Source organism: Nisaea sp. (genome assembly GCF_034670185.1).
Taxonomy (GTDB): domain Bacteria; phylum Pseudomonadota; class Alphaproteobacteria; order Thalassobaculales; family Thalassobaculaceae; genus Nisaea.
In genome coordinates, this window is sequence record NZ_JAXMNY010000003.1 from 575,752 (window position 1) to 599,617 (window position 23,866).

Here is a 23,866-nt window from a genome sequence, read left to right on the forward strand (position 1 = left end):
CTTGCGCTGGAAGGGTTTAGACTGTTTATTCATTTGTAAGATATTCTTTTTTATCCTGTGCCTGTGGCATACAGGATAACCGGGCAGGAAGCCCGATCAGCGGGTCGGATGGAGGACGTAGTGACGGCAGAAACGTCGGTCGAAAAAACAGTGCTGATCGTTGAGGATAACGAGCTCAACATGAAACTGTTTCACGATCTGCTGGAGGCGCACGGGTACAATATCCTCGGTACGCGCGATGGCATGGAAGCATTGAAGATTGCGCGTGAGAAGCGTCCAGACCTCATCCTGATGGACATCCAGTTGCCCGAGGTTTCGGGTCTGGAAGTCACGAAATGGATCAAGGAAGACGACGATCTGAATTCCATTCCCGTTATCGCCGTCACGGCTTTTGCCATGAAGGGCGATGAGGAGAAGATCAGGGAAGGCGGCTGTGAGGCATATATTGCTAAACCGATTTCGGTGAGCCATTTCCTGGAGACCGTCCAGAAATTCCTCGGATAGACCGCGATGCCCGGACGCGTACTCGTCGTCGACGACGTCCTGCCGAACATCAAGCTGCTCGAAGCCAAGCTGATGAGCGAGTATTTCGATGTTCGAACGGCTACAAATGGCCCCGATGCCCTGGAAATGATCCAGTCGGATACGCCTGACATCGTGCTGCTCGATGTTATGATGCCTGGCATCGACGGCTTCGAGGTCTGCAAGAGAATTCGCAGCAACCCGGCAACCGCACATCTCCCGGTCGTTATGGTAACAGCTCTCAGCGATCCTTCCGACAGGGTTCGGGGCCTTGAAGCCGGGGCGGACGATTTCCTGACAAAACCGGTCGACGATACCGCTCTTTTTGCGCGGGTCCGATCCCTGCTGCGTCTGAAGGTCATGATCGATGAGTGGTTGCTGAGGGAGCAGACTTCAGCTCATTTCGGCGTACTGGAAACCGGTGCGAACGGCTTGGCTATGGACTATCGGGCCGGGCGCATTCTCCTGATTGAAGACAATCCCATTGACGCAACCAATACGCAGAAAATTCTGAGCAGGGATGAAAACATGGTTTTCACCTGCCCGGGGGCCGCGCAGGCGCGGGAAATCGCTGCGGGTGAAGATATCGAACTGATCGTCTGTAGTCTCAATCTGGAGGACGAAGACGCGCTGCGGCTTGTATCCCAGTTCCGGTCGACGGAACGGACGCGGCAGATCCCCATATTGATGACCGGCGAAATAGACCAGATCGACAAGCTTGCGAAAGCGCTCGATCTCGGCGCGAACGATTATATCATGAAGCCGTTGGACAAGAACGAGCTCGCTGCGCGTTCCCGCACCCAGATCCGCCGCCGGCGCTTCCAGGACCGGCTGCGCGAAAGTTATGAGCGCTCCCTGTCCATGGCGCTGATCGATAGCCTCACAGGGCTCTATAACCGGCGCTACTTGGAAACCTATCTGAAAGGCCTGATGGACAACGCGGTCGAGCGCCGCAAGCCGCTGGCGCTCCTGATGCTGGATATCGACCATTTCAAAGCGGTCAACGATACCCACGGGCACATCGTCGGCGACAAGGTCCTGAAGGCGGTCGCGGAAGCTTTGATCAACAGCCTCAGATCCGTCGATATGATCGCGCGGATCGGGGGCGAGGAATTCGTGGTGGTTATGCCCGATACCTCGGAAGAATTCGCCGAGGCTGTGGCCGAGCGGTTGCGTCGCCGCGTCTCTGAGACCAATGTTTCCTGCGAAGGGGTTGAAGAGCCAGTCTCGGTAAACATCAGCATCGGTCTGACCATGCGCACGGGCGAAGACAAGACCGTCGAGGACCTGATGAAGCGTGCGGACAAGGCGCTTTACGGGGCGAAGAATGCTGGTCGAAACCGAGTCGTCTCCGACATTCCGGAAGTTGGCCCGGAAGTTAGCTAAGTCCGCAATCTCCGTTTTTATGTCTGAAATGCAAAACGGGCCGCCAAGGCGACCCGTTCAAGAAACCACAATAAGATAAACTTATTTGATCTTGGATTCCTTGAAAAGCACGTGCTTGCGTACGACCGGGTCATACTTCTTGAGCTGAAGTTTCTCGGTCTGCGTACGCGGATTCTTCTTCGTTACGTAGAAGTATCCGGTGTCAGCGGAGCTGACGAGCTTGATCAGAACTGTCGCGGGCTTGGCCATAGCCGTTCCCCATCGGTCAAAGTGAATTAGAAGGCCGCAAACATATCCATATAACAGGCTCTGTCAAGCGGAGATCAGCGGGCCATTTTCAAGCGCCTTCATTGGGCTTTCGACGGCCATTGCGATGCTATCAGTGAGGCTTCGAAAGCACGGTCGAACAGACTGCGCTGTCCCAATAATTTCAAAGCAAGCGCGAGATCCAGGTCATTCCCGTCTGTGGCGGGCGCCCGGTCGCCACAGCGGCCGAGCAAGGCTTCCTGAATGCTGTCGTCAAGGTCCTGTGCTATGCGGCGTAGCCGGAGGAGTTCACGGGCGCGTATGGCCGCTGTGCGGGCCGTCCCGGCAACATGCTGCAGCGACGGGTCTTTGATTTCGTCAGTGCAGATGGTCGGATAGACCCCGAAGGGGCCGATCGGATATCCCGACGGCGTATACATGCGCGCCCAGGTGATGATCAGCTCGCCCTCATTCGGCAGGTGGACGATCATCTGCACTGTGCCCTTACCATAGGTCCGGCCGCCGATCAGGACGGCGCGCCCGCTATCCTGCAGGGCACCGGCGACAACTTCCGAGGCTGATGCAGAATCATGGTTGATCAGCACGATCAGCGGCATGCCGACGGCGATGTCGGGATTGTGTGCCTTGAACTCCTTTACCGAACGCGGGTGCCGGCCCTTGGTCAGGAGGATGCGGCCGTTCTCGATGAAGAGGTCTGCGATGGAGATCGCATCGCGCAGAACGCCGCCTCGATTATTCCTGAAATCGAGGATAATGCCGTTCATTGACGGCCCGAGCTTTGCCGCCATTTGCCCAACCTTGCGGGAAAGGCTGGCGGCTGTGTCTTCATTGAAGCTGCGGATTTCGAAATACGCGGTATCGCCCTTGCCGCTCGAGAACACGGTCTGTTCGATCACCGGTGCGCGTGTGACAACAGCTGTCCTGTGGATCTCGTCGCTGGATGTCGTCACTCGAACCTCGCTGCCACTGGGTCCGCGCAGCAAATCCGAGACGGCAACGGCATCAAGTCCGTCGACGGTCTCGCCATCGATCGCGACGATACTGTCTCCCACCTGGAGGCCACTCTGAGCTGCGGGACCGTCTTCGTAGACTTCTTCGATGTAGATGGTGCCGTGATTTTCGAACAGCAGGATGCCTATTCCCGAATATCCGCGACGGTGTGCCCGGTTCCGATTGGCCGCTGTCGCTGTCGTATATCTGGAGAATCGGTCAAGGTCTTGCAGGGCGGCTTTGAAGATCGCGTCGTAGAGGGTCTCGGGCGGTGCTTCCCGGAGCGTGGGGGAGAGCTGGCGTCCGCTATCGACCGCGGCTGCCATCAACATGCTCCAGCGCGCCACATCGTCGGCATCGGGGACGGAGAGGGCGGCGACTTCATGCCCGTTGCGGCCGATCACAATCAACTCGCCACGATCAGTGACGGTGATGGTGTCGTCCAAGGTTTTCAACCCGGAGAGGCCGGCGACGGCGAGTGAGGGCAGATCTGTTTCTTCGAGATAGAAGCTGGTAATGCCCTCGAAGCCAGCTGAAAAGACCTCTGCCGCGTCGTCACGGTTGAATGCCATGGGGTCTGATGGAGCGCGAGGCGAGGCGCAGGCGGCAAGCAAAGTCAGGAGAAGGCCGCAAACGGCGACGACGGCCCGGGCTCTTGCCCGCCGTGTCGGGGGGATCTGTCCCCACTGCGTCTTTTGGCTCAATGACTTATCGTCCATATAGCCACTATAGGCGTAAAAACCGCATACGTCAGCGGGGCTTCTTGGCGCGCCCTTTCGCATTTCCGCGATGGCGTTTTGCCGGTCCCGACCGCTGATTCCGTTTTGGGCCCTGTCGTCCCGCTCCGCGGCGCCCGGCAGGCACACCGGGGGTGCCGCCCGAGACATAGTCCAGCAGAACACCACCCGTCAGCGGATCGGCGTCGACCAGTTTGACGACCAGCGTTTCGCCAATCTTGAAGCTCAGCCCGGTTGCGCGACCGTAGAGGGAGTGACGGTGCTCATCGATATCATAGAAGTCGTTGGGCAGGCGCTTCATGGGGAGCAGCCCGTCGGCACCAACACCGGCAAGCGCCATGAACATCCCGGCCGAAGCGATGCCGGAGACACGTGCCTCGAAAGTATTGCCGATCTGCTCGCTCAGGAAGGCGGCGACATAGCGGGCGATCGCCGTGCGCTCGGCGGCGGCGGCCCGCCGTTCGGTCATCGAAATATGCGCTGCGGTCTCGAAGAAGCTTTCGGCTTCAATATCGCCCAAACCGTCTTTGCCAAAGCCATGGGCGTCGATCAAAGCGCGGTGCACCAGTAGATCGGAATACCGCCGGATCGGGGATGTGAAATGGGCATAGCGTCTCAGGCCGAGGCCGAAATGGCCGAGGTTTTCGGGGCTGTAGACAGCCTGGCTCTGGCTGCGCAGTACCAGTTCGTTCACGGCGGTTTCGTGAACCTCACCGCGCACCTTGGCGAGCAATTCGTTGAAGGTTTGCGGCCGGATCACGCCGGATGTGCCGAACGGGATCTCGAGCCCCTTGAGAAACTCGGTCAGTGCGGCGACCTTTTCCGGATCAGGTGTTTCATGGACCCGGTACATGCAAGGCCGCTTTTTCGCTTCCAGCGTTTCGGCGGCCGCGACGTTCGCCAGCACCATGAATTCTTCGATCAGTTGGTGGCTGTCGAGCCGTTCCCGAGGTTCAATGGATGCGATTTTGCCATCGTCCCCTAGCACCACCTTGCGTTCCGGCAGGTTAAGGTCAAGAGCGCCGCGCTTTTCACGAGCGGCGAGCAGAAGACGGAACGCACCATAGAGAGGCGCGGTGATACCGTCCGGTACAACATCGGTATCGGTCGTGCCGTCAGCCTCAGCCTGCACCTGTTCATAGGTCAGGCGCGCTGTGGAACGCATCAGTCCGCGCATGAATTTGTGGCTCATCTTATGGCCACGGGAATCAATCACCATCTCGACCGCGAGACAGGCGCGGTCTTCGTTCGGCCGGAGTGAGCAGAGCCCGTTCGAGAGGGCCTCCGGCAGCATCGGCACAACCCGGTCAGGGAAATAGACCGAATTGCCGCGTTTGCGCGCTTCGGTGTCCAGCGCATCGCCGGGCCGGACATAGTGTGCAACATCCGCGATGGCGACGAGGATGCGATACCCGCCCTTGTTTTTTGGATCGGTGTCGACTTCGGCATGGACCGCATCGTCGAAATCGCGCGCGTCGCTGCCGTCAATGGTGACGAAGGGAATATTCCGAAGGTCGGTCCGCTTGCCGAGGGTAACAGGCTTCGACGTCTCGGCCTGGACCGTGCAGGCATCGGGGAAAACAGCCGGTATCTCGTGCTCGGCAATGGCGATCAGGCTGACGGCGCGCGGAGCATTGGCGTCACCCAGCACTTCGGTGATCCGGACATGCTGGAGCCCCATCCGCCCGCGCGGCAGGATCTCGGCCACGACCAGCTCGCCCGGTTTTGCCTCCGAGAGATCTCCCGGTTCCACCACGTAATCACTGCGGGCCCTGCGGTCAGACGAGACGATCCGGTAGCCTTTGCCTTCTTTACGCAACTGTCCGACGACACGCTCTCCCGAGCTCTCCAGGCGGCGCATGATGCGGCCGCGATACTGGTCCTTATCGGTGCGCTCCAGCTTGACCAGCGCCCTGTCCCCGATGCCGACAGACGGTGTTCGGGAGGAGAGAGGGATGGTGATGGCCGGCGGGGCGTTTTCTTCCCGCCATGTAAGCGGGCGTGCGGACGCATTGCCGTCATCGTCGATAGCGGTGATGGCGACCACGGTTACTTCCGGCAATGTGCCGGGTGCCGCCGCGCGCCTGTGACGGCCGAGATCGATCTGGCCTTCCACCGCCAGATCTTTCAGCATGGCTTTCAGCGGAATGCGGTCAGCGCCTTTTATGTTGAAGGCGCGCGCGATTTCCCGGCGTCCGACCGGCGTTGGGCTGTCACGGATGAATTCGAGTATGGCCTCGCGGCTGGGCAAGCCGGGCGGCATTTTGCGTGGTGCCACGCGCGCCGCCGGCCTAGTCGCTGCCGGCCGCCGCGGCCGGCTTCTTCGCGGCAGGCTTTTTAGCAGCCGCCTTTTTTGCCGGTGCTTTCTTGGCTGTCGCCTTCTTCGCTGCCGGTTTTTTGGCTACCGTCGCTTTCTTCGCTGGAGCCTTTTTGGCGGGTGCCTTCTTCGCGGCACCGGATTTCTCCGCCTTGGCCTTGATCAGCTCGATAGCCTGCTCCAGCGTGATCTCTTCCGGCGTGATCGCCTTCGGAATCGTCGCATAGATTTTAAGGTGCTTCACATAGGGCCCGAAACGGCCGGCGCCGACGGTGATTTGTTTGCCGTCATATTCCCCGAGCTCACGTCCCGGGCTCTTTTTCTTCGGGTTGTTCGCGATCAGGTCGACTGCGCGATTGATGCCGATGGTCAGCACATCGTCCCCGGCGGGGATCGAAACATAGGTGCTGCCGATCTTCAGATAGGGGCCGTAGCGTCCGATACCGGCAAGGATGACCTCACCGCTTTCCGGATCCGGGCCAACCTCACGCGGCAGGGCCAAGAGACCCAGTGCGGTTTCCAGGGTGACTTCGGACGGAACCATGCCCTTGGTCAGCGATGCCCGTTTTGGCTTCGGCACATCGTCTGTCTTCTCACCGAGCTGTACATAGGTTCCGTACGGGCCCTTGCGTATCGAGACATCAAGTCCGGTCGCCGGATCCTTGCCGAGAATTTTCGGGCCGTTCGCAAGATCGGCAGTTCCGTCCTCGCTCCCGTCGCCGGCTTGAGTCATCTGCCGGGTGAACTTGCATTCCGGATAGTTCGAGCAGCCGATGAATGCGCCGAATTTGCCGAGCTTCAAGCCGAGACGGCCATCGCTGCAGGTCGGGCATGCCCGGACGGTTTCGCCGCTTTCGTCGACCGGGAAGAAGTGCGGGCCGAGTTCCTCGTCGAGGGCGGTCAGCACATCGGAGATTTTAAGGTCCTTGGTCTTGTCGACCGCTTCGTGAAAGGCCTTCCAGAAATCGGTGAGGACCTTTTTCCAGGCGACCGTGCCTTCGGCGATATTGTCGAGGGCGTCTTCCAGCTCGGCCGTGAAGTTATACTGCACGTAGCGGGTAAAGAAGTTGGACAGAAAGGTGGTGACCAGCCGCCCCCTATCTTCCGGAATGAAACGGCGTTTGTCGAGGACAACATAGTTCCGGTCCTGCAGCACCTGCAGGATGCTGGCATAGGTCGAGGGCCGGCCGATGCCGAGTTCCTCAAGCCCTTTCACCAGACTCGCTTCGCTGTAGCGCGGCGGCGGTTGTGTGAAATGCTGTTCCGCCTTGGGCTCGTCATGGGCCAGCGCTTCGCCTTCCTTCACGGCAGGCAGCAGGCGTCCGTCCTCGTCTTCCTCGCTGCTCTGCGCGGGCTCGTCCCGGGTTTCCTGATAAAGTTTGAGGAAGCCGTCGAAGGTGATGATGGAGCCGGTGGCGCGGAATTCAGCGCGGCTGTCGGCGGCCTGGATCGTCACGATGGTCTGGTCCAGCTCGGCGCTGGCCATCTGGCAGGCGACGGTGCGCTTCCAGATCAGCTCGTAGAGCCGGGCCATATCCTTGTCGAGCCGGGCTGCCATCTCGCGCGGATGCCGGCGCACATCGGTCGGCCGGATCGCCTCGTGGGCTTCCTGTGCGTTCTTCGACTTGTTCTTGTACATCCGCGGGCTGTTCGGCAGATAGCGGTCGCCGAAGTTCTTGCCGATATCGTCGCGGATGGCGAAGACGGCATCCTGGCTGAGCTGCACGCCGTCGGTACGCATATAGGTGATCAGGCCGACGGTCTCGCCGCCGAGATCGATACCCTCATAGAGCTTCTGCGCGAGCTGCATGGTGCGCGACGCACCGAAGCCGAGCTTGCGCGAGGCCTCCTGCTGCAATGTCGAGGTGGTGAATGGCGGGTATGGGTTGCGCTTGGTTTGCTTCTTTTCCAGAGAGCGGACCGCGTAGGCCCCGCCCTGAATGCGCTCCACGGCGGCTTTCGCCGCTGCCTCGGTATTGATGGAGAATTTCTGTAGCTTCTCACCGTCGAGGTGGGTCAGGCGGGCAGTGAAATTCTTGCGCTCCTTGGTCCGGAACGCCGCATCGATGGTCCAGTATTCCTCTGACCGGAAGGCCTCGATCTCGGCTTCCCGTTCGCAGATCAGACGCAGGGCAACAGACTGCACCCGGCCGGCGGACCGGGATCCGGGCAGCTTGCGCCAGAGCACCGGCGACAGCGTGAACCCAACCAGATAGTCGAGGGCGCGGCGGGCCAGATAGGCGTCGACCAGATCCTGATCTAGTTCGCGCGGATTATCGATGGCATCCAGCACGGCGCGCTTTGTGATCTCATGAAAGACCACGCGCTTCACATCGACGCCTTTCAGGGCCTTGCGTTCTGAAAGCACGTTCTGCACATGCCAGGAAATCGCTTCACCTTCGCGATCCGGGTCAGTTGCGAGAAAAAGGCTTTCGGCGCCTTTGACAGCGTTGGCGATTTCCTTGATCTGCTTTTCCGCCCGGGGCTGGGCTTCCCAGATCATGGCGAAATCGGCGTCCGGATCGACCGATCCGTCCTTCGAGGGCAGATCCCGGATATGCCCGTAGCTGGCCAGCACCTTGTAATCACTGCCAAGGTATTTATTGATCGTTTTGGCTTTGGCCGGCGATTCGACAACGACGACTTTCATGGGCTACCGGAAGTCCTTTCCTTGTGGCGGTGGCCCGGTCGTGGCGTCGAAAATCCTCCAGATTACGGAGGGTTATAGCGTCTCGCCACTCGATTCCCTGGATGCCGCTCAGCCTCACCGGCCAGCTCTGCTTCCAACAGGATGGTTAGGACCACCGGCGGTGACAATTGGCATTGGCGGATGATTTCGTCAACCGCTAGCGGCGTTGCATCCAAAATGGTGAGCACCCGTGTGCGCGCTTTATCGTCAATCTCGTCGGCGGGTTGAGGGGTAAAACCGGAGATGCCGAACAGGTCGGCGATCGCCGGTTCTTCCCGGACGCCGCCGCGCAGCAGCAGACTCAATATGTCCTCCGCCCGCTCGATCAGATGGGCGCCGTCGCGCAGCAATCCGTTGCTTCCGGCACAGCGCGGGTCCATTGGCGATCCGGGCACGGCGCAAACCTCCCGGCCCTGATCGGCGGCAAACCTGGCGGTAATCAGCGATCCGGAGCGCTTTGCCGCTTCCACGACGAGCGTGGCGCGGGTCAGCCCCGCTATGATCCTGTTCCGGGCGGGGAAATGGCGGGCCAGCGGCCGCGTGCCGATAGGCGCTTCGGCAATCAGGGCGCCTTCGGCGAGGATGCGGGCATGAAGCGCGGCATTCTCAGGCGGATAAATGACATCGGCGCCACCGGCGACAACCGCGACGGTGCCGGTTTCGAGGGCACCCGTGTGCGCCGCTGTGTCGATGCCTCGGGCCAGGCCAGAAATCACGATGACCCCATGCGCTCCGAGGTCACGGGCCAGTTTTTCAGTGAACCGCACGGCATTGCCGGAAGCGTTGCGGGCACCGACGATGGAAACTGACGGCTCCAGAAACAGGTGGGCATGACCGAAGAGGGATATCGCAGCCGGTGCGCCCTCTGTCTGGGCGAGCATCGCCGGATAGTCCGGCTCTCCTATTACCAGCAGCCGGCCCCCGGCCCGCTCGTTTGCCGCGATTTCCTTTTCGACCTCCGCCAGCGGCGGGATCTTCAGTTTCGCTCGCCTGCCGCCCCGGCGGGCGAGATCCGGCAATTTCTCCAGCGCAGCTCGAGCCGAGCCGAAGCGGGCGAGCAGATGCTGGAATGTGACCGGTCCGACGTTTTCCGTGCGTATCAGACGAAGACGGGCGAGCCTTTCGGCTGCATCCGGTGCTGCAGATGTCTGGTGTCCTTTGGCCATGGTAATCCTCCTGTCTCAGCCATGGACGGGACGGGAGGATTTCTGAGTGGAGGAGCCGGTTTTAGCTCTTCGGCTTGCCTTTGGAGAAATTGATCCGGCTTTCCTCACCCTTGATCAGGCGGCGGATATTAGCGTGATGGCGGAAGACAACGAGCACTGCCATGAAGAGCGCGAGTTCCGCATGTTGCCGGTCGACGAGCCATTCCATATAGAACGGCGCCGCTAAAGCCGCGACGAGGGCGGAGAGCGAGGAAATTCGGAAAGTCACTGCGACCGCGAGCCAGGTAAGGCCCGTCAGCCCGCCGACTAAGGGAGCCAGCGCGAGGAGGATACCGAAAGCGGTTGCTACGCCCTTGCCACCATTGAATTTCAGCCAGATTGGAAAACAATGGCCGAGCATCGCGGCACCCGCGGCGATAACGGCCATATCAGGCCCGTATTGGGAGGCGAGCAGCACGGCGGCAGCGCCTTTGCCGCTGTCGCAGATCAGCGTCGCCACTGCCAATCCCTTGCTACCGGTGCGCAACACATTGGTTGCGCCGATACTGCCGGAGCCGATGGCACGGACGTCACCGTGCCCGGCGAGCCGTGTCAGGACCAGCCCGAAGGGGATGGAGCCGAGCAGATAGGCTGCGAGAGCGCAGGAATAGAACGGCCACGTATATTCAAGAGGTCCCAGAAGGTCAGGCATCGGGGAATCTCCGTCGCTCCGGCACAGGTGAGGTCTCGATATCGAAAACCAGATTGCCGGCCCGATAGGTGCGCTCGACGCGGCCCTGCACGGGGCGCTCGTCGAACGGCGTGTTTCTGGATTTACCGCGCAACTCATCCCTGTCGATCCGCACGGCCCGGTTCGGATCGAACAGGATGAAGTCCGCGAGATGTCCCTTGCGCAGCCTTCCAGCCGGAAGTTTCAGCAGATCGGCGGGAGACTGGGTCAAGGCTTTCAGGACCGTCAGCAGCGGCACTTGATCGTTATGCACCAGCTCCAGAGACACAGAGAGAAGCGTTTCCAGTCCGACGCCGCCAAAGTCGGCTTGCGTGAAGGGCAGACGCTTCTGGTCCCGGTCTCCCGGGATGTGGGCACTGACGATGGCGTCGATGGTGCCGTCGGCAATGCCTTCGATCACCGCGTTGCGGTCCTCTTCGGTGCGCAGGGGCGGGGATAGCTTGGCGAAGGTCCGGTACCCGATCACGGCGGATTCGGTCAGCGAGAAATAGGGCGGTGCAGTGTCCGCTGTTACCCGCAATCCGGATGCCTTGGCCCGGCGCACGGCATCGACTGCCGCAGCGGTGGAAAGGCAGGAAAAGTGCAGCCGGCCACCGGTCAACTCGACCAGCCGGAGATCCCGCTCGATCATCATCACTTCGGCCGCGGCCGGGATACCCGGCAGGCCGAGCCGTGTTGCCGTCTCGCCTTCGTTCATCACGCCGCTGCCGACCATCTCCGGCATTTCGGGATGCTGGATGATTACGGTATCGAACAGCTGCGCGTAGGACAGCAGGCGGCGCATCACCAGGGGGTGCGCAATGGCCTTGCCGCCGTCGGTGAAACCGGCCGCGCCGGATTCATGCAGCAGGCCGAGTTCAGTCATTACCTTGCCGCCGAGCCCTTTGGTGGCGGCGGCATAGGAATGGATATTCACCAGCCCGACATCGCGTCCCAGACGCTCGACGAATTCCAGCACCGCGACATCGTCGACGATGGGATCGGTATTCGGCAGGCAGGTGAAGGTGGTCACACCGCCAGCAACCGCGGCCTGGGCTGCCGTTGCCAGGGTCTCGATATGCTCGTTCCCCGGCTCACCGGTGGAGACCCGCATGTCGACCAGGCCTGGGGCGAGGCAGAGGCCCTTGCAGTCGACGACATGCACATCCTCCTGGACGGCATCGACAAAAACGTTCGGGCCGATATCGAGGACACGAGCCCCATCCACCAGCATGGCTCCCTGCGTATCCAGACCGGACTCCGGGTCGAGCAGGCGGGCGTTCTTGAAAAGAGTACGGCTCACTGGTTCTTCGCCCATGGTTCGAGCTGCGATTCCGCCAGGACTTCGAGACATGCCATGCGGACGGCGACCCCCATTTCGACCTGCTCGCGGATAAGGCTGCGGTCAATGTCGTCGGCCACGTCGGAGTCGATCTCGACACCCCGGTTCATCGGTCCCGGATGCATGACCAGCGCGTCCGGCTTGGCGACCGAGAGCTTTTCATGATCGAGGCCGAACAGACGGTAATACTCACGGACGGACGGCACGAAGCTGCCTTCCATGCGCTCGTTCTGCAGCCGCAGCATCATCACGATGTCGCAGTCGGCAAGCCCGGTGCGCATGTCGTGATGTATTTCGACACCAAGACGTTCGAGGCCCGGCGGGATCAGGGTCGGCGGAGCGCAGACCCGGACCCGGGCGCCCATGATCGAGAGCAGATGGATATTGGAGCGGGCAACCCGGCTGTGGGCGACGTCGCCGCAGATGGCGACCTGCAGGCCCGTCAGATCGCCTTTTCGGCGCCGGATCGTCAGCGCATCGAGCAGGGCCTGGGTCGGGTGCTCGTGGGTGCCGTCTCCGGCATTGATGACGCCGCAGTTCACCTTTTGCGCCAGCAGGTGCACGGCGCCTGAGTCGCCGTGCCGGATGGTCAGCACATCCGGGTGCATGGCGTTCAAAGTGACGGCTGTGTCGATCAGGGTTTCCCCTTTTTTCACCGAACTGGTGCCGACCGACATATTGAGCACATCGGCGCCGAGCCGCTTGCCTGCCAGCTCGAAGCTGGTGCGCGTTCGGGTCGAGTTCTCGAAGAAAAGGTTGATGATTGTGCGGCCGCGCAGGCTCGACATTTTCTTGTCCGCGCGGCGGTTGATGTCGACATAGCGGTCGGAAAGATCCAGGAGCGCTTCAATGTCGGGGCGCGATAGGCCTTCGATGCCGAGCAGGTGTCGGAGTCGGAGCGTGGGCGCGTCACTTTGGGGCGTGGGCTGAGTGCTAGTCATTAAAGGCCCGTTATACGCATCGCCCCCCTGACCCGGCAAGGACGATCGTGTGGACTTTTGTCTTTTAGCGTGGAGGCGGCGGATCTCCTGTCGAACAACAGTGTGCGTGTCTGGAGATTTAAGTGTGCCGGAGGTATTGCGCTCCTGACCGTGCGAGGGAATCGGGTGTGATTGGGGGCGGCCAGGCGGTTCCCACCCTATACAATTGCCGATGCATTGGCTAACTCTGTTCCAGGAGATCCATCGCCAACTGACGGGCGGCCATTGATGAGCGAACATGTTCCGCGGACAACGATACGGGTCGTGATTTCCGGTCGCGTCCAGGGTGTCTGGTATCGCGGGTGGACTGTGAGCGAGGCGAGCGGGGCCGGCCTTGACGGCTGGGTGCGGAACCGGAGCGACGGTACGGTCGAAGCGGTCTTTTCCGGCTCGTCCGATAGTGTGAATGCGATGATCGAAGCCTGCCGCAGCGGTCCGCCTGCAGCCAAGGTGTCCGGCATTGAGTGTTTCGACGATGCCGATCCGCCCGGCCATTCCGGCTTCCATCAGCGGCCGACTCTCTGAGATCAAAATGCAGACTTTCGGACAGGCTTTGCCATCTTCCAGCGAGATGCTCCGTAGACTTGACTGGATCCGAGGGCTGATTGATCGGGAGAGCGATGGCGAGGGGCTGGATCTCTCGCCGCAGGCCGAGGCGCTTTTTGACGAGATGAGCCGGTGCTTTGCTGCCGGAGCCTGGTTGGCGGCACTCGTGCTCGCACAGGCGGCGCTGGATGCTGAATTGTATCAGGGGGACGTTGACGGGCTGGTTCAGAACGAGGCTCGGTTCGGAGCCGACTATCTCTGGCTGCGTAATCGGCGGAATCATCTTCTCCACGCGGACGATCCGCGTCCGGCCGTGACTGTTGCGGATCTGCAGCAGGATGGCCGGCTTCTTGAGCAGGAAGCACGCCGCGCAATCGGGCTTATGGTGAAAGCGGTGACGGCACTTTAGCCGGGCGGCGTGAGAGCCCTATCGCGAAAAGGTGCGATATTCCGGCTCGGCGAGGAACCAGACGGCAGCAGGGTTCGCCTGCAGAGACATACGGCCCTTGATCTCTATTTTCTGCAGCAGGCGTTTTTCGAGAAGACCGAGAAGAAGATCTGCAATCGGGGTGTCGATGCGGGCAACAAATTCTCCGACATCTTCCGGTTTCGACGGATTGTAACCGTCCAAAATCAGGTCGAATACCTCACACTCGTCCGGCGACATTGTACGAACGGTTTCGGCTATGTTGGTCTGGTGGCGCGTCATTCGAAAACCAGATCGTTCAGATGAATGTCTCCATATAGTATCGACTCAATACCGTTAAGTTAATGCGAAATTTCTTTAAAATACATTTTACCGATTGTGCGTTTTCGAGCTTTTGCTTTATGCGACGGAGCCGGTTTCGTCCTGACGGCAGAATTGTTGTCCCGGCCCAAAAACGGTCTCAAACGCGGCGCGCAGTTCGATGTCAGCTTCCGCCATTGAAACCAATTGACCCATGTCGTGCAGGCTGGTGACGCCGTGCTCACTGATGCCGCAGGGTACGATCCCCTCGAAATGGGAGAGCTCCGGCTCTACGTTGATCGAAACGCCGTGCATGGAAACCCAGCGTTTCAGGCGCACGCCTATGGCGGCGATCTTGTCCTCCCGCAGGGGGGCGCCGATATCGCCACGTGTCACCCAGATACCGACCCGGCCGTCGCGCCGCTCTCCCTTGACGTTGAAGGCCGAGAGCGTGCGGATGATCCAGTCTTCCAGGGCGCAGACGTAAGCACGGATATCCTGTTTGCGTGATTTCAGATCGAGCAGGACATAGGCCACTCGCTGACCGGGGCCATGATAGGTGTATTGGCCGCCGCGGCCGGTCTGGAAGATCGGAAAACGGTCGGTTTCCAGCAGATCGTCCGGGTTCGCGCTGGTGCCGGCTGTATAGAGGGGAGGGTGTTCCAGAAGCCAGACGAGTTCCGGCGCAGTCCCGTCGCGAATGGCCGCCGCGCGGGCGTCCATTTCAGCAAGCGCGTCCGGATAGGCGACCGGTTTATCGGATATCCGCCATTCAACCGTCATGGTGATTTTGTTCCTGGCATCGTCATCTCTCTCCTGGCCGGGTCAAAGTTTTTTCGCATCCATGCTCTTTTCCGCACAATGCTACTTGATCCCGTTAAAGGGATTTGCTACTCCCCCGCATCCCGAAGGCGCAAGCCTTCAGATGTCACCACATGTGCGGTCGTGGCGGAATTGGTAGACGCGCAGCGTTGAGGTCGCTGTCCTGGAAACAGGGTGGAAGTTCGAGTCTTCTCGACCGCACCATCTCTCTCAGTATCATAATGACTTAATTGCCTCTCGGCGCCACATCTGCTGTGGCGTTATAGGGCTATGCGGTCTATCCAATGACCGGATGCGGATGTGATCGGGGAGAGCCATCGTGGCTGACGAACTGAAGGAAGCGGCACTTTATTTTCACAAGTACCCGAGGCCGGGGAAGCTGACGGTCGAAGCGACCAAGCCGCTTGCGACCCAGCGTGATCTCTCTCTTGCCTATTCTCCGGGCGTTGCCTACGCCTGCATGGCCATCGTGGAAGATCCGAACGAAGTCCGGAACATGACGGCCCGCGGAAACCTCGTCGGCGTGATCACGAACGGGACCGCGGTACTTGGCCTTGGCAATATCGGACCGCTCGCCTCCAAGCCGGTGATGGAAGGCAAGGCCGTCCTCTTCAAGAAGTTCGCTTATATCGACGTGTTCGACCTTGAGGTCGATGAGCTCGATGTCGACAAGTTCTGCGATGTCGTAGCCTCACTGGAGCCGACTTTCGGCGGTATCAATCTCGAAGATATCAAGGCGCCGGAATGCTTTGAAATCGAGGAAAAGCTTCGCGCCAGGATGAACATCCCGGTTTTCCATGACGACCAGCACGGCACGGCCATTATTGTCGCGGCGGCAATCCTCAGCGGTCTTCGCTGCGTCGACAAGAAGCTGGAAGACATCAAACTGGTCACCTCCGGTGCCGGCGCTGCGGCGCTTGCCTGCCTGAAGCTGCTTGTCTCAATGGGTGTGAAGTACGAGAACGTTACCGTCACGGACATTGATGGTGTGGTCTACAAGGGCCGCGCCGCGATGAACCCGCACCTGGAAGCGTTTGCCCAGGAAACCGATGCCCGCACTCTGGGAGAGGTCATCGATAGTGCCGACGTCTTCCTTGGTCTTTCCGCGCCGGGCGTGCTGAAGCAGGACATGGTCAAGAAGATGGCGAAGGACCCGCTGGTTCTCGCTCTTGCCAATCCGGACCCGGAAATCACGCCGGAAGATGTGCGCGCGGTTCGCCCCGATGCGCTGATCTGTACCGGCCGTTCGGATTATCCGAACCAGGTGAACAACGTTCTCTGCTTCCCGTATATTTTCCGTGGCGCGCTTGATGTCGGGGCGACGACGATCAACGAGGAAATGAAGATCGCCGCGGTCGAAGCCATCGCCGATCTGGCCCAGCAGGAAGCCTCCGACGTTGTCGCGAGCGCTTATGGCGGAGAGGCTCCTTCCTTTGGTCCGGAATATCTGATTCCGAAGCCGTTCGATCCACGCCTCATCCTGGAGATTGCGCCGCGCGTCGCCAAGGCCGCGATGGACAGCGGCGTCGCCACCATGCCGATGGAGGATTTCGACTGGTATCACGAGAAGCTGAGCCAGTTCGTCTACCGCTCCGGTCAGGTGATGCGCCCGGTGGTGCTATCCGCCAAGCAGGACCCGAAACGTATTGCCTTTGCGGAAGGCGAGCAGGACCGGATCCTGCGCGCCGCCCAGAGCATCGTGGATGAAGGCATTGCACGTCCGTTGCTGATTGGCCGGCGCGATGTAATCGCCGGAAAGATCGAGGATCTGCATCTCCGCTTGAAGCCGGACGAGGATATCGAGATCGTTGATATGCAGAATGACGATCGGCTCGATTCCTTCGCTGCGACCTATCACAAGATGATGGCCCGGCGCGGGGTTGCGCCGGACCGGGCGCGGCAGATCATGCGCAACAGGCCGACCGCGATCTCGTCGATCATGGTGTGTCAGGGTGAGGCGGATGCCGGTATCTGCGGCGCGATTGGCCGCTGGCGCGATCATCTGGTCGAAGTCATTGATATCATCGGCCCGCGTGCGGGTGTGCATCGCTGCACGGCTCTCAGTCTTCTGATCATGCCGCAGGGACCGATCTTCATTCTCGACACCCACGTAAACCCGACGCCGAGTGCCTCGGATCTGGTGGAAATGGTCGGGCTTGCAACGACGGAAGTACGCAGCTTTGGCATCGAGCCGAAGGTCGCCCTGTTGTCGCATTCCAACTTCGGCTCATCAAATCTGGAGTCTGCAGTCCGGATGAGGGAGTCGATTCCCGCGCTGAAAAAGGCCTATCCAGATATCGAGATCGAGGGGGAGATGCATGCCGATGCGGCGCTCAGCGAGGCGACTCGTGACCGGGCTTTCCCGGGCGCAGGCCTTACCGGGGCCGCGAACCTGCTGGTCATGCCGGGGATCGATTCTGCCAATATCTCCTTCAATCTGCTGAAGACGCTCGGTCGCGGCCTGTCGGTCGGGCCGATCCTGCTCGGCACGGCGTATCCGATGCATATCCTGACGTCGTCGGTTACCGTACGCGGCATCATCAACATGGCGGCCGTTGCTGTTGTCGACGCACAGGAGCATCACCGCATCCGTGCCAAAAAGGGGTGAGCCGGTGAGCGTCGATGGTCCCAACGATCCAGTGCAGGAGCCAGTGGAGTCTGTCGGCGCCGAGAAGCTTCCCGGCGATGAAGCGGCGGTCATCCAGCGCAAGGCGCGGGCCAAGCGGAAAAAGAAGAAGCTGAAGCGGCGGATCCGGTCTCTGGAGAAAGAGCTCGCCGTTTATGACAGCGTTGCTGCCTCGAAGCTTTATGGGCTTACGCCGGAGCTGGAAAAGGAAGTCGCGCAGGCGCTGGCTGGAGATAACCCGCGCCAGCTCTACCGGCTCGTGCGTCCGCTGCACGCCGCCGACCATGCCGACCTGATCGAGCGTTATTCGGGACGTAACCGGGAAGCGCTGGTTGTCGTTCTGGGGCGCTATTTCGACCCCGAGACCCTGACCTACCTCGACGACAAGGTGCGTGAGGAAGTGATTCCTCTGCTTGACGAGGAGGTTCTCAGGAACGCCATGCACATGCTGGAATCCGACGATGCTGTCGAGATTCTGGGGGAATTGGACGACGACGAACAGGCGCGTCTGCTTGACACCATGCCCGATCGCGAACGCGCGATGGTCGAGGAGGGGCTGGCCTACGACGAGGCCAGTGCCGGTCGTCTCATGCAGCGTGAGATGGTGACGGTTCCGGAGCACTGGACTGTCGGCCAAACCATTGACTTCCTGCGCACCACGGAACAGCTGCCGAATTATTTTTACGATATCTATGTTGTCGACCCGGCTCATCATCCTTTTGGGAAACTGTCGCTCAGCCGCTTGCTGCGGAGCAAGCGTCCGGTGCGGGTAGCTGACGTCATGAGTACGGATTTCCACAAGGTGCCGCTCGTGATGGACCAGGAAGACGTCGCCATGATGTTCCGGCAATACGGGCTTGTTTCCGCGCCGGTAGTGGACGCTGACGAGCGGCTGATCGGTATGATCACGGTGGATGACGTGGTCGATGTCATGAACGAGGAGGCGGAGGAAGACATCCTGCGTCTCGGCGGTGTGGCGAATGATGATCTGCATGGCAGTCTGTTGAGCACCACCCGCAGCCGGTTCTCCTGGCTGGCGGTCAACCTGGTGACGGCGATTGTCGCCTCTGGCGTGATCGGTGCCTTCGAGACCACGATCGAGAAGATCGTTGCCCTCGCGGTGCTGATGCCGATTGTCGCCTCCATGGGCGGCAATGCAGGAACCCAGACTTTGACCGTCGCCGTGCGGGCGCTGTCTATGCGCGAGCTGAGTTCCACCAATGCCTTCAAGTTCGTGATGAAGGAAATGACGGTGGGCTCGCTGAACGGGATAATGTTTGCGTTGATTGCCGCCGGCGCCTGTTGGGCCTGGTTCGGGGATCCGCAGATCGCTGCAGTGATGGCGTCGGCGATGATGATCAACCTGTTTGTTGCCGGTCTTTCAGGGACCTTGATCCCGATCACGCTCGAGCGGTTCAAGATCGACCCGGCCGTCGCCTCCACGGTGTTTCTCACCACAGTGACGGATGTGGTCGGCTTTTTCACCTTCCTCGGGCTTGCCGCGCTGTTCCTGATGTAACTGGATTGATTGACGTACGCGTCAATCGGTGATTTCCTTTTTCGATGCTGAAGGAAATCACCACGGCGGATCTTGCCCGCGAATACGATCTGACAACGCGGGCAATCCGGCACTATGAGGCATTGGGTCTGATCTGCCCGGCCCGGCGCGGCCGGACACGGATTTTCAGCCTACGGGACAAGGTGCGCGTCGGTCTCATCGCGCGAGGCCGGAGGCTCGGCCTTTCTCTCGAAGAAATTCGTGAAATCATTGACCTCTATGATGCCGAACGTGGCGAAGAGCGGCAGATCCTGTTGCTTCTGGGAAAGCTCCGGGCGCGGCGTTCGAAGCTGCAGGAACAGGTCCGGGAGATGACCCTGATCCTGGACGAGCTCGATGCCGTCGAGGCGAGTTGCATTGAGTCGTTGACGGATCTTGCCAAAGACGGGAATGATTGACGTGAACGTCAATGAAAGTCCGATGCCCAGATTTCAGACACCCAACCTCGATTTTGCCGGCCGTGTGCGAGAAAGCTTTGCCCGGCAGGCCTTCATGACGCATATCGGCGCCGTGCTTTCCGAAGTCGCGCCTGGGCGCTGCGAGATCGGTCTTCCCTACAGGGAGGAGCTGACACAGCAGCATGGTTTCTTCCATGGCGGCATTATTGGCACGCTTGCGGACAATGCCTGCGGCTATGCCGCCTTTACGCTGGCGCCGGCGGATGCCAGCATCCTGACCGTCGAATACAAGATGAATATCGTCTCGCCCGGTGACGGGGAACGGCTGGTTGCCAGGGCTGAAGTCGTGCGGCCCGGGCGCTCGCTCGTGGTCTGCCGGTGCGATGTTATTGCGGTGAAGAACGATACGGAAAAACTGGCGGCGACAGCGCTTGCCACAATGATGCTCATGCATGGTCGCGAAGACGACCGGAGCGGCAACTGACGCCGTGAAAATGCAAAGCGGAGGAAACGAGAATGATCCCGAATGATATCCCCTCGCTGAACTACGATCTGGGCGAGACCGCGGACATGCTGCGCGATGCGGTGCGTTCTTTCTCGGCGGACGAGATCGCGCCGCGTGCGGCGGAGATCGACCGGTCGAACGAATTCCCGATGGATCTCTGGCCAAAGCTTGGCGCTCTCGGTGTGCTCGGCGTTACGGTGGACGAAAAGTACGGCGGTGCCGGGATGGGGTATCTCGAACATTCTGTCGCCATGGAAGAAATCAGCCGGGCATCCGCATCGGTGGGGCTGAGCTACGGCGCCCATTCCAATCTCTGTGTGAACCAGATCCGGCTGAACGGGACAGAGGAACAGCGGCAGAAATATCTGCCGAAGCTGATCTCCGGGGAGCATGTCGGCGCGCTGGCCATGAGCGAACCCGGTGCCGGCTCCGACGTCGTTTCAATGAAACTGCGGGCGGAAAAGAAGGGTGACCGTTACGTCCTGAATGGCACCAAGATGTGGATCACCAACGGCCCGGACGCGGATACGCTGGTGGTCTATGCCAAGACCGATCCCGAGGCGCACCAGCATGGCATCACCGCTTTCCTGATCGAGAAGAGCTTCAAGGGATTCTCGACAGCGCAGAAGCTGGACAAGCTCGGTATGCGCGGCTCGAACACCTGCGAGTTGGTGTTCGAGAACTGCGAGGTGCCGGAGGAGAATGTGCTCGGCCAACTGAATGGCGGTGCCCGGGTGCTGATGAGTGGGCTCGATTACGAGCGCGCCGTGCTGGCCGCCGGATCGCTCGGTATCATGCAGGCCTGCATGGATATCGTTGTGCCCTACATTCATGAGCGTAAACAGTTCGGCAAGTCGATCGGCGAGTTCCAGCTCATGCAGGGCAAGATCGCCGACATGTATGTAACGATGAATTCGGCCAAGGCTTATGTCTATGCCGTGGCCAAGGCCTGCGACCGGGGAGAGGTCACCCGGAAGGACGCCGCCGGCGCAATTCTCTACGCTGCCGAAAAGGCAACCTGGATGGCGCTCGAAGCGATTCAATGCCTCGGCGGCAACGGCTATATCAACGACACCGCGACGGGTCGGCTGCTGCGGGATGCCAAGCTCTACGAGATCGGTGCCGGTACCAGCGAGATTCGCCGGATGCTGATCGGCCGCGAGCTTTTCAAGGAAACTGCCTGACCGGGAGTGCCACCGTGGCCATCGACCATGAAAACGGCCTGATCCATGAGGCTGACGGTAAACCGCGCTGCTGGTGGTGCGCCGGAGACGATCTCTATCGGCACTATCACGACACCGAGTGGGGGCAGCGGGCGCGGGACGACCGCACGCTGTTTGAGAAAATCTGTCTTGAGGGCTTCCAGTCCGGACTTTCCTGGCTGACGATCCTCCGCAAGCGGGAGAACTTCCGCGCGGCCTTTGCTGATTTCGAGATCGAGAAGGTTGCCGCCTTCACCGATGCGGATATCGAGCGCTGCCTGCAGGATGCCGGGATCGTCCGGCACCGGGGCAAGATCGTCTCGACGATCAACAACGCAAAGCGGGCCATTGAGCTGATCGAGAAGGAAGGCTCCCTCTCAGACTATGTCTGGGGTTTCAGAGCGGAGCATCGCGGACCGGAGCGGCTCGACTTTGCGACACTGCAGACCATGGCAACCACACCGGAATCGACGGGGCTTTCCAAAGATCTGAAAAAACGCGGCTGGAGCTTCGTCGGCCCGACCACGTGCTACGCTTTCATGCAGGCCATGGGCATGGTCGATGATCATGTCGAGGGTTGTCACGTTACTGTCGGGGAACGACGGTAAGGGGCGACCAAGAGGAGCCGGAAGGAGGAATTATGATCGGAAAGCGCATCTATTCAGGATCGCCGTTCGAGGAAATGGCCGGATATGCCCGTGCCGTTGTCGATGGCGATATGGTCTATGTCTCCGGCACGACGGGCTTCAATCCGGAGAGCATGAGCTTCCCGGATTCGGTCGAGGAACAGGCCGAGCTCTGTTTCCTGAACATTCAGCGGGCGCTGCTTCAGGCGCGCAGCAACCTTGAAAACATGCTCCGCGTCCGGGTCTTTGTCGCCAGCCGGGAAGAGTTCGACCGGATCAAGCCGATCATCAAGAAATATTGCGATGCCGCCCGTCCGGCGAACACGACGATCATCTGCGATCTTGCCGAAGAGCAGATGCGTGTCGAGGTCGAGGTGACGGCGAAAGCCATGGTGCGGCCTGGCAACGAACGCTGAGGGAGGCGAAAATGCCGACAGTTCTGATTACCGGGGCAAACCGGGGAATAGGTCTGGAGTTGGCGCGTGCTTACGCGACGGATGGATGGTCTGTGATCGGCGCCTGCCGCAATCCGGACGGGGCCACGGATCTCGCGGCCATTGAGGGTGTTGAGCTTTGCCCACTGGATGTGAACGACGCGGCCAGCATAGCGGCCATGGCGGAACGCTATAAGGGCCGTCCGGTCGATGTCTTGCTGAATAATGCCGGGATCATTGGCGGGCGCGGCATGCTGGCCGAGATCGATTACGCGGCCTGGGCCGACACGATGCAAACCAACCTCTTCGGACCGATCCGTATCGCCGAGGCGATGAAAGACAATGTGCTGTCCAGTGACCGCAAACAGATGGCCTTCATCAGCTCGAAGATGGGCTCGCTCGCGGAATGTACCGGCGGGTCCTATATTTACCGGTCCTCCAAGGCCGCCCTCAACATGGCCGTCAAATGCCTGTCTCTGGAATTCGCCGGAAACGGGCTCACCGCAGTGATGTTCCATCCGGGCCATGTGCGCACGGATATGGGCGGCGCGTCGGCCCCGGTTCTGCCGGTGGAAAGTGCAACCGGTATCAAATCGGTGATCGACGGGTTGAGTCCGTCTGACAATGGGCGGTTCTTTAACTACGACGGAACGGAATTGCCGTGGTGACCGGCCACGGAGTTAAGGGAGCAAAACAATGACCGAGAACGGTGCGGACGGTAGTCCGATTATTTTCTATTACGACTATTCCTCGCCATTCGCCTATCTGGCGGCACACAAGATCAACGATCTGGCCAAGCTTTATGGCCGTACTGTCGATTGGCGTCCGACTTTGCTCGGCGCGGTCTTCAAGCTGAATGGCAATGCACCGCTGATGGATCAACCGCTGAAGGGTGCGTATTCCCGCCGCGACCTTGATCGCTGTGCCCGTCTGATGGGGCTTCCTCTGAGCTTTCCGGAGAGCTTCCCGTTTCTTTCCGTAGCGGCGGCGCGCGCAACCTGGTGGCTGAAAGGCAAGGACGAGGCCCTCGCGCAGAAAGTTGCATTGGCTTTCTTCAATGCGGCCTTTCAGGAGATGAAAGCGATCAACAATGCCGAGGCGGTTATCGAGATTGCCGCCGCGAACGGTGTGGATCCTGACGAGCTTCGCGCTGCTCTCAACGATGCGGACGTAAAGGAAAAGCTGAAGACCGAGGTCGATGCCTCGATTGAGGCCGGGGTCTGTGGCGCACCGTTCATTATTGTCGATGGCGAGCCGTTCTGGGGCGCCGACCGGCTGGATCATGTCGAGCGGTGGCTCAGCACCGGCGGCTGGTAA

The 23,866-nt window shown here is 60.3% G+C and carries 23 protein-coding genes and 1 tRNA gene; 14 read left to right on the plus strand and 10 right to left on the minus strand.

What is annotated here, in order from left to right; genetic code table 11:
* Positions 1 to 120: 120 nt before the first annotated feature.
* Positions 121 to 504: a response regulator gene (locus VOI22_RS16210; RefSeq protein ID WP_281169439.1), complete on the plus strand. Its 384-nt coding sequence runs from the start codon at positions 121 to 123 to the stop codon at positions 502 to 504.
* A 6-nt stretch (positions 505 to 510) separates the two neighbouring features.
* Complete coding sequence (locus tag VOI22_RS16215) at positions 511 to 1,908, plus strand: PleD family two-component system response regulator (protein WP_323797491.1); 1,398 nt, start codon at positions 511 to 513, stop codon at positions 1,906 to 1,908.
* Positions 1,909 to 1,989: 81 nt separating this feature from the next.
* On the opposite strand, the gene rpmG is transcribed toward VOI22_RS16215, so the two are convergent.
* The 8 genes from rpmG to VOI22_RS16255 form a co-directional block, all read right to left on the minus strand.
* Positions 1,990 to 2,157 (minus strand): 50S ribosomal protein L33, encoded by a 168-nt coding sequence (gene rpmG / locus VOI22_RS16220; RefSeq protein WP_028467442.1) that lies wholly within the window; start codon positions 2,155 to 2,157, stop codon positions 1,990 to 1,992.
* 98 nt (positions 2,158 to 2,255) lie between these two features.
* The gene (locus VOI22_RS16225) at positions 2,256 to 3,737 is read right to left on the minus strand and encodes a S41 family peptidase (RefSeq protein ID WP_323797492.1); all 1,482 of its coding nucleotides are present in this window, start codon (positions 3,735 to 3,737) and stop codon (positions 2,256 to 2,258) included.
* Positions 3,738 to 3,915: 178 nt separating this feature from the next.
* Complete coding sequence (rnr, locus tag VOI22_RS16230; RefSeq protein WP_323797493.1) at positions 3,916 to 6,180, minus strand: ribonuclease R; 2,265 nt, start codon at positions 6,178 to 6,180, stop codon at positions 3,916 to 3,918.
* Positions 6,181 to 6,193: 13 nt separating this feature from the next.
* On the minus strand, positions 6,194 to 8,869 hold the full coding sequence (gene topA, locus VOI22_RS16235) for a type I DNA topoisomerase (protein ID WP_323797494.1): 2,676 nt from the start codon (positions 8,867 to 8,869) through the stop codon (positions 6,194 to 6,196).
* 62 nt (positions 8,870 to 8,931) lie between these two features.
* The gene (gene dprA / locus VOI22_RS16240) at positions 8,932 to 10,074 is read right to left on the minus strand and encodes a DNA-processing protein DprA (RefSeq protein WP_323797495.1); all 1,143 of its coding nucleotides are present in this window, start codon (positions 10,072 to 10,074) and stop codon (positions 8,932 to 8,934) included.
* A gap of 61 nt (positions 10,075 to 10,135) precedes the next feature.
* Positions 10,136 to 10,765: a glycerol-3-phosphate 1-O-acyltransferase PlsY gene (gene plsY, locus VOI22_RS16245; RefSeq protein WP_323797496.1), complete on the minus strand. Its 630-nt coding sequence runs from the start codon at positions 10,763 to 10,765 to the stop codon at positions 10,136 to 10,138.
* Positions 10,758 to 12,086 carry a dihydroorotase gene (gene pyrC, locus VOI22_RS16250; protein WP_323797497.1) on the minus strand — a complete coding sequence of 443 codons (1,329 nt, stop codon included), beginning with the start codon at positions 12,084 to 12,086 and terminating at the stop codon, positions 10,758 to 10,760. The genes plsY and pyrC overlap by 8 nt, the downstream gene beginning before the upstream one ends.
* Complete coding sequence (locus tag VOI22_RS16255; RefSeq protein ID WP_323797498.1) at positions 12,083 to 13,066, minus strand: aspartate carbamoyltransferase catalytic subunit; 984 nt, start codon at positions 13,064 to 13,066, stop codon at positions 12,083 to 12,085. The genes pyrC and VOI22_RS16255 overlap by 4 nt, the downstream gene beginning before the upstream one ends.
* A gap of 267 nt (positions 13,067 to 13,333) precedes the next feature.
* Here VOI22_RS16255 and VOI22_RS16260 point away from each other — a divergent pair, with 267 nt between their 5' ends.
* Both VOI22_RS16260 and VOI22_RS16265 read left to right on the plus strand, forming a co-directional pair.
* Entirely contained in the window at positions 13,334 to 13,630 is a 297-nt protein-coding gene (locus VOI22_RS16260; RefSeq protein ID WP_323797499.1) for an acylphosphatase, read from the plus strand.
* 7 nt (positions 13,631 to 13,637) lie between these two features.
* Positions 13,638 to 14,060, plus strand: a complete 423-nt coding sequence (locus VOI22_RS16265) for a hypothetical protein (RefSeq protein ID WP_323797500.1) — start codon at positions 13,638 to 13,640, stop codon at positions 14,058 to 14,060.
* Between the two features lie 18 nt (positions 14,061 to 14,078).
* On the opposite strand, the gene VOI22_RS16270 is transcribed toward VOI22_RS16265, so the two are convergent.
* Together VOI22_RS16270 and lipB are read right to left on the minus strand one after the other, a co-directional pair.
* The gene (locus VOI22_RS16270; RefSeq protein ID WP_323797501.1) at positions 14,079 to 14,360 is read right to left on the minus strand and encodes a hypothetical protein; all 282 of its coding nucleotides are present in this window, start codon (positions 14,358 to 14,360) and stop codon (positions 14,079 to 14,081) included.
* A gap of 117 nt (positions 14,361 to 14,477) precedes the next feature.
* Positions 14,478 to 15,161 carry a lipoyl(octanoyl) transferase LipB gene (gene lipB, locus VOI22_RS16275; RefSeq protein ID WP_416366257.1) on the minus strand — a complete coding sequence of 228 codons (684 nt, stop codon included), beginning with the start codon at positions 15,159 to 15,161 and terminating at the stop codon, positions 14,478 to 14,480.
* Between the two features lie 156 nt (positions 15,162 to 15,317).
* Between lipB and VOI22_RS16280 the strand changes: the two genes are divergently transcribed.
* The 10 genes from VOI22_RS16280 to VOI22_RS16325 all read left to right on the plus strand — a co-directional run bounded on the left by VOI22_RS16280 (position 15,318) and on the right by VOI22_RS16325 (position 23,866).
* A tRNA-Leu gene (locus VOI22_RS16280) sits at positions 15,318 to 15,404 on the plus strand.
* 115 nt (positions 15,405 to 15,519) lie between these two features.
* Positions 15,520 to 17,808, plus strand: a complete 2,289-nt coding sequence (locus VOI22_RS16285) for an NADP-dependent malic enzyme (protein ID WP_323797502.1) — start codon at positions 15,520 to 15,522, stop codon at positions 17,806 to 17,808.
* Between the two features lie 4 nt (positions 17,809 to 17,812).
* The gene (gene mgtE / locus VOI22_RS16290; protein WP_323797503.1) at positions 17,813 to 19,345 is read left to right on the plus strand and encodes a magnesium transporter; all 1,533 of its coding nucleotides are present in this window, start codon (positions 17,813 to 17,815) and stop codon (positions 19,343 to 19,345) included.
* 44 nt (positions 19,346 to 19,389) lie between these two features.
* Positions 19,390 to 19,782 (plus strand): MerR family DNA-binding transcriptional regulator, encoded by a 393-nt coding sequence (locus VOI22_RS16295; protein WP_323797504.1) that lies wholly within the window; start codon positions 19,390 to 19,392, stop codon positions 19,780 to 19,782.
* Between the two features lie 22 nt (positions 19,783 to 19,804).
* On the plus strand, positions 19,805 to 20,266 hold the full coding sequence (locus VOI22_RS16300) for a PaaI family thioesterase (RefSeq protein WP_323797505.1): 462 nt from the start codon (positions 19,805 to 19,807) through the stop codon (positions 20,264 to 20,266).
* A gap of 32 nt (positions 20,267 to 20,298) precedes the next feature.
* Positions 20,299 to 21,471: an isovaleryl-CoA dehydrogenase gene (locus VOI22_RS16305; protein WP_323797506.1), complete on the plus strand. Its 1,173-nt coding sequence runs from the start codon at positions 20,299 to 20,301 to the stop codon at positions 21,469 to 21,471.
* A 14-nt stretch (positions 21,472 to 21,485) separates the two neighbouring features.
* Positions 21,486 to 22,097 (plus strand): DNA-3-methyladenine glycosylase I, encoded by a 612-nt coding sequence (locus VOI22_RS16310; protein WP_323797507.1) that lies wholly within the window; start codon positions 21,486 to 21,488, stop codon positions 22,095 to 22,097.
* A gap of 32 nt (positions 22,098 to 22,129) precedes the next feature.
* Positions 22,130 to 22,531, plus strand: coding sequence for a RidA family protein (locus VOI22_RS16315; protein ID WP_323797508.1), 402 nt, complete (start codon positions 22,130 to 22,132; stop codon positions 22,529 to 22,531).
* 11 nt (positions 22,532 to 22,542) lie between these two features.
* The gene (locus VOI22_RS16320; protein ID WP_323797509.1) at positions 22,543 to 23,217 is read left to right on the plus strand and encodes an SDR family oxidoreductase; all 675 of its coding nucleotides are present in this window, start codon (positions 22,543 to 22,545) and stop codon (positions 23,215 to 23,217) included.
* Between the two features lie 28 nt (positions 23,218 to 23,245).
* Positions 23,246 to 23,866, plus strand: a complete 621-nt coding sequence (locus tag VOI22_RS16325; protein ID WP_323797510.1) for a 2-hydroxychromene-2-carboxylate isomerase — start codon at positions 23,246 to 23,248, stop codon at positions 23,864 to 23,866.

Excerpts from the sequence above, each read along its gene's own strand:
- VOI22_RS16315 (WP_323797508.1), top strand. The coding sequence starts at position 22,130 with ATGATCGGAAAGCGCATCTATTCAGGATCGCCGTTCGAGGAAATGGCC.
- VOI22_RS16215 (WP_323797491.1), top strand. The coding sequence starts at position 511 with ATGCCCGGACGCGTACTCGTCGTCGACGACGTCCTGCCGAACATCAAG.
- plsY (WP_323797496.1), bottom strand. The coding sequence starts at position 10,765 with ATGCCTGACCTTCTGGGACCTCTTGAATATACGTGGCCGTTCTATTCC.
- dprA (WP_323797495.1), bottom strand. The coding sequence starts at position 10,074 with ATGGCCAAAGGACACCAGACATCTGCAGCACCGGATGCAGCCGAAAGG.
- VOI22_RS16300 (WP_323797505.1), top strand. The coding sequence starts at position 19,805 with ATGCCCAGATTTCAGACACCCAACCTCGATTTTGCCGGCCGTGTGCGA.
- VOI22_RS16255 (WP_323797498.1), bottom strand. The coding sequence starts at position 13,066 with ATGACTAGCACTCAGCCCACGCCCCAAAGTGACGCGCCCACGCTCCGA.
- VOI22_RS16260 (WP_323797499.1), top strand. The coding sequence starts at position 13,334 with ATGAGCGAACATGTTCCGCGGACAACGATACGGGTCGTGATTTCCGGT.
- VOI22_RS16270 (WP_323797501.1), bottom strand. The coding sequence starts at position 14,360 with ATGACGCGCCACCAGACCAACATAGCCGAAACCGTTCGTACAATGTCG.
- VOI22_RS16320 (WP_323797509.1), top strand. The coding sequence starts at position 22,543 with ATGCCGACAGTTCTGATTACCGGGGCAAACCGGGGAATAGGTCTGGAG.
- VOI22_RS16325 (WP_323797510.1), top strand. The coding sequence starts at position 23,246 with ATGACCGAGAACGGTGCGGACGGTAGTCCGATTATTTTCTATTACGAC.
- topA (WP_323797494.1), bottom strand. The coding sequence starts at position 8,869 with ATGAAAGTCGTCGTTGTCGAATCGCCGGCCAAAGCCAAAACGATCAAT.
- VOI22_RS16225 (WP_323797492.1), bottom strand. The coding sequence starts at position 3,737 with ATGGCATTCAACCGTGACGACGCGGCAGAGGTCTTTTCAGCTGGCTTC.
- rpmG (WP_028467442.1), bottom strand. The coding sequence starts at position 2,157 with ATGGCCAAGCCCGCGACAGTTCTGATCAAGCTCGTCAGCTCCGCTGAC.
- VOI22_RS16265 (WP_323797500.1), top strand. The coding sequence starts at position 13,638 with ATGCAGACTTTCGGACAGGCTTTGCCATCTTCCAGCGAGATGCTCCGT.
- lipB (WP_416366257.1), bottom strand. The coding sequence starts at position 15,161 with ATGACGGTTGAATGGCGGATATCCGATAAACCGGTCGCCTATCCGGAC.
- VOI22_RS16295 (WP_323797504.1), top strand. The coding sequence starts at position 19,390 with ATGCTGAAGGAAATCACCACGGCGGATCTTGCCCGCGAATACGATCTG.
- VOI22_RS16305 (WP_323797506.1), top strand. The coding sequence starts at position 20,299 with ATGATCCCGAATGATATCCCCTCGCTGAACTACGATCTGGGCGAGACC.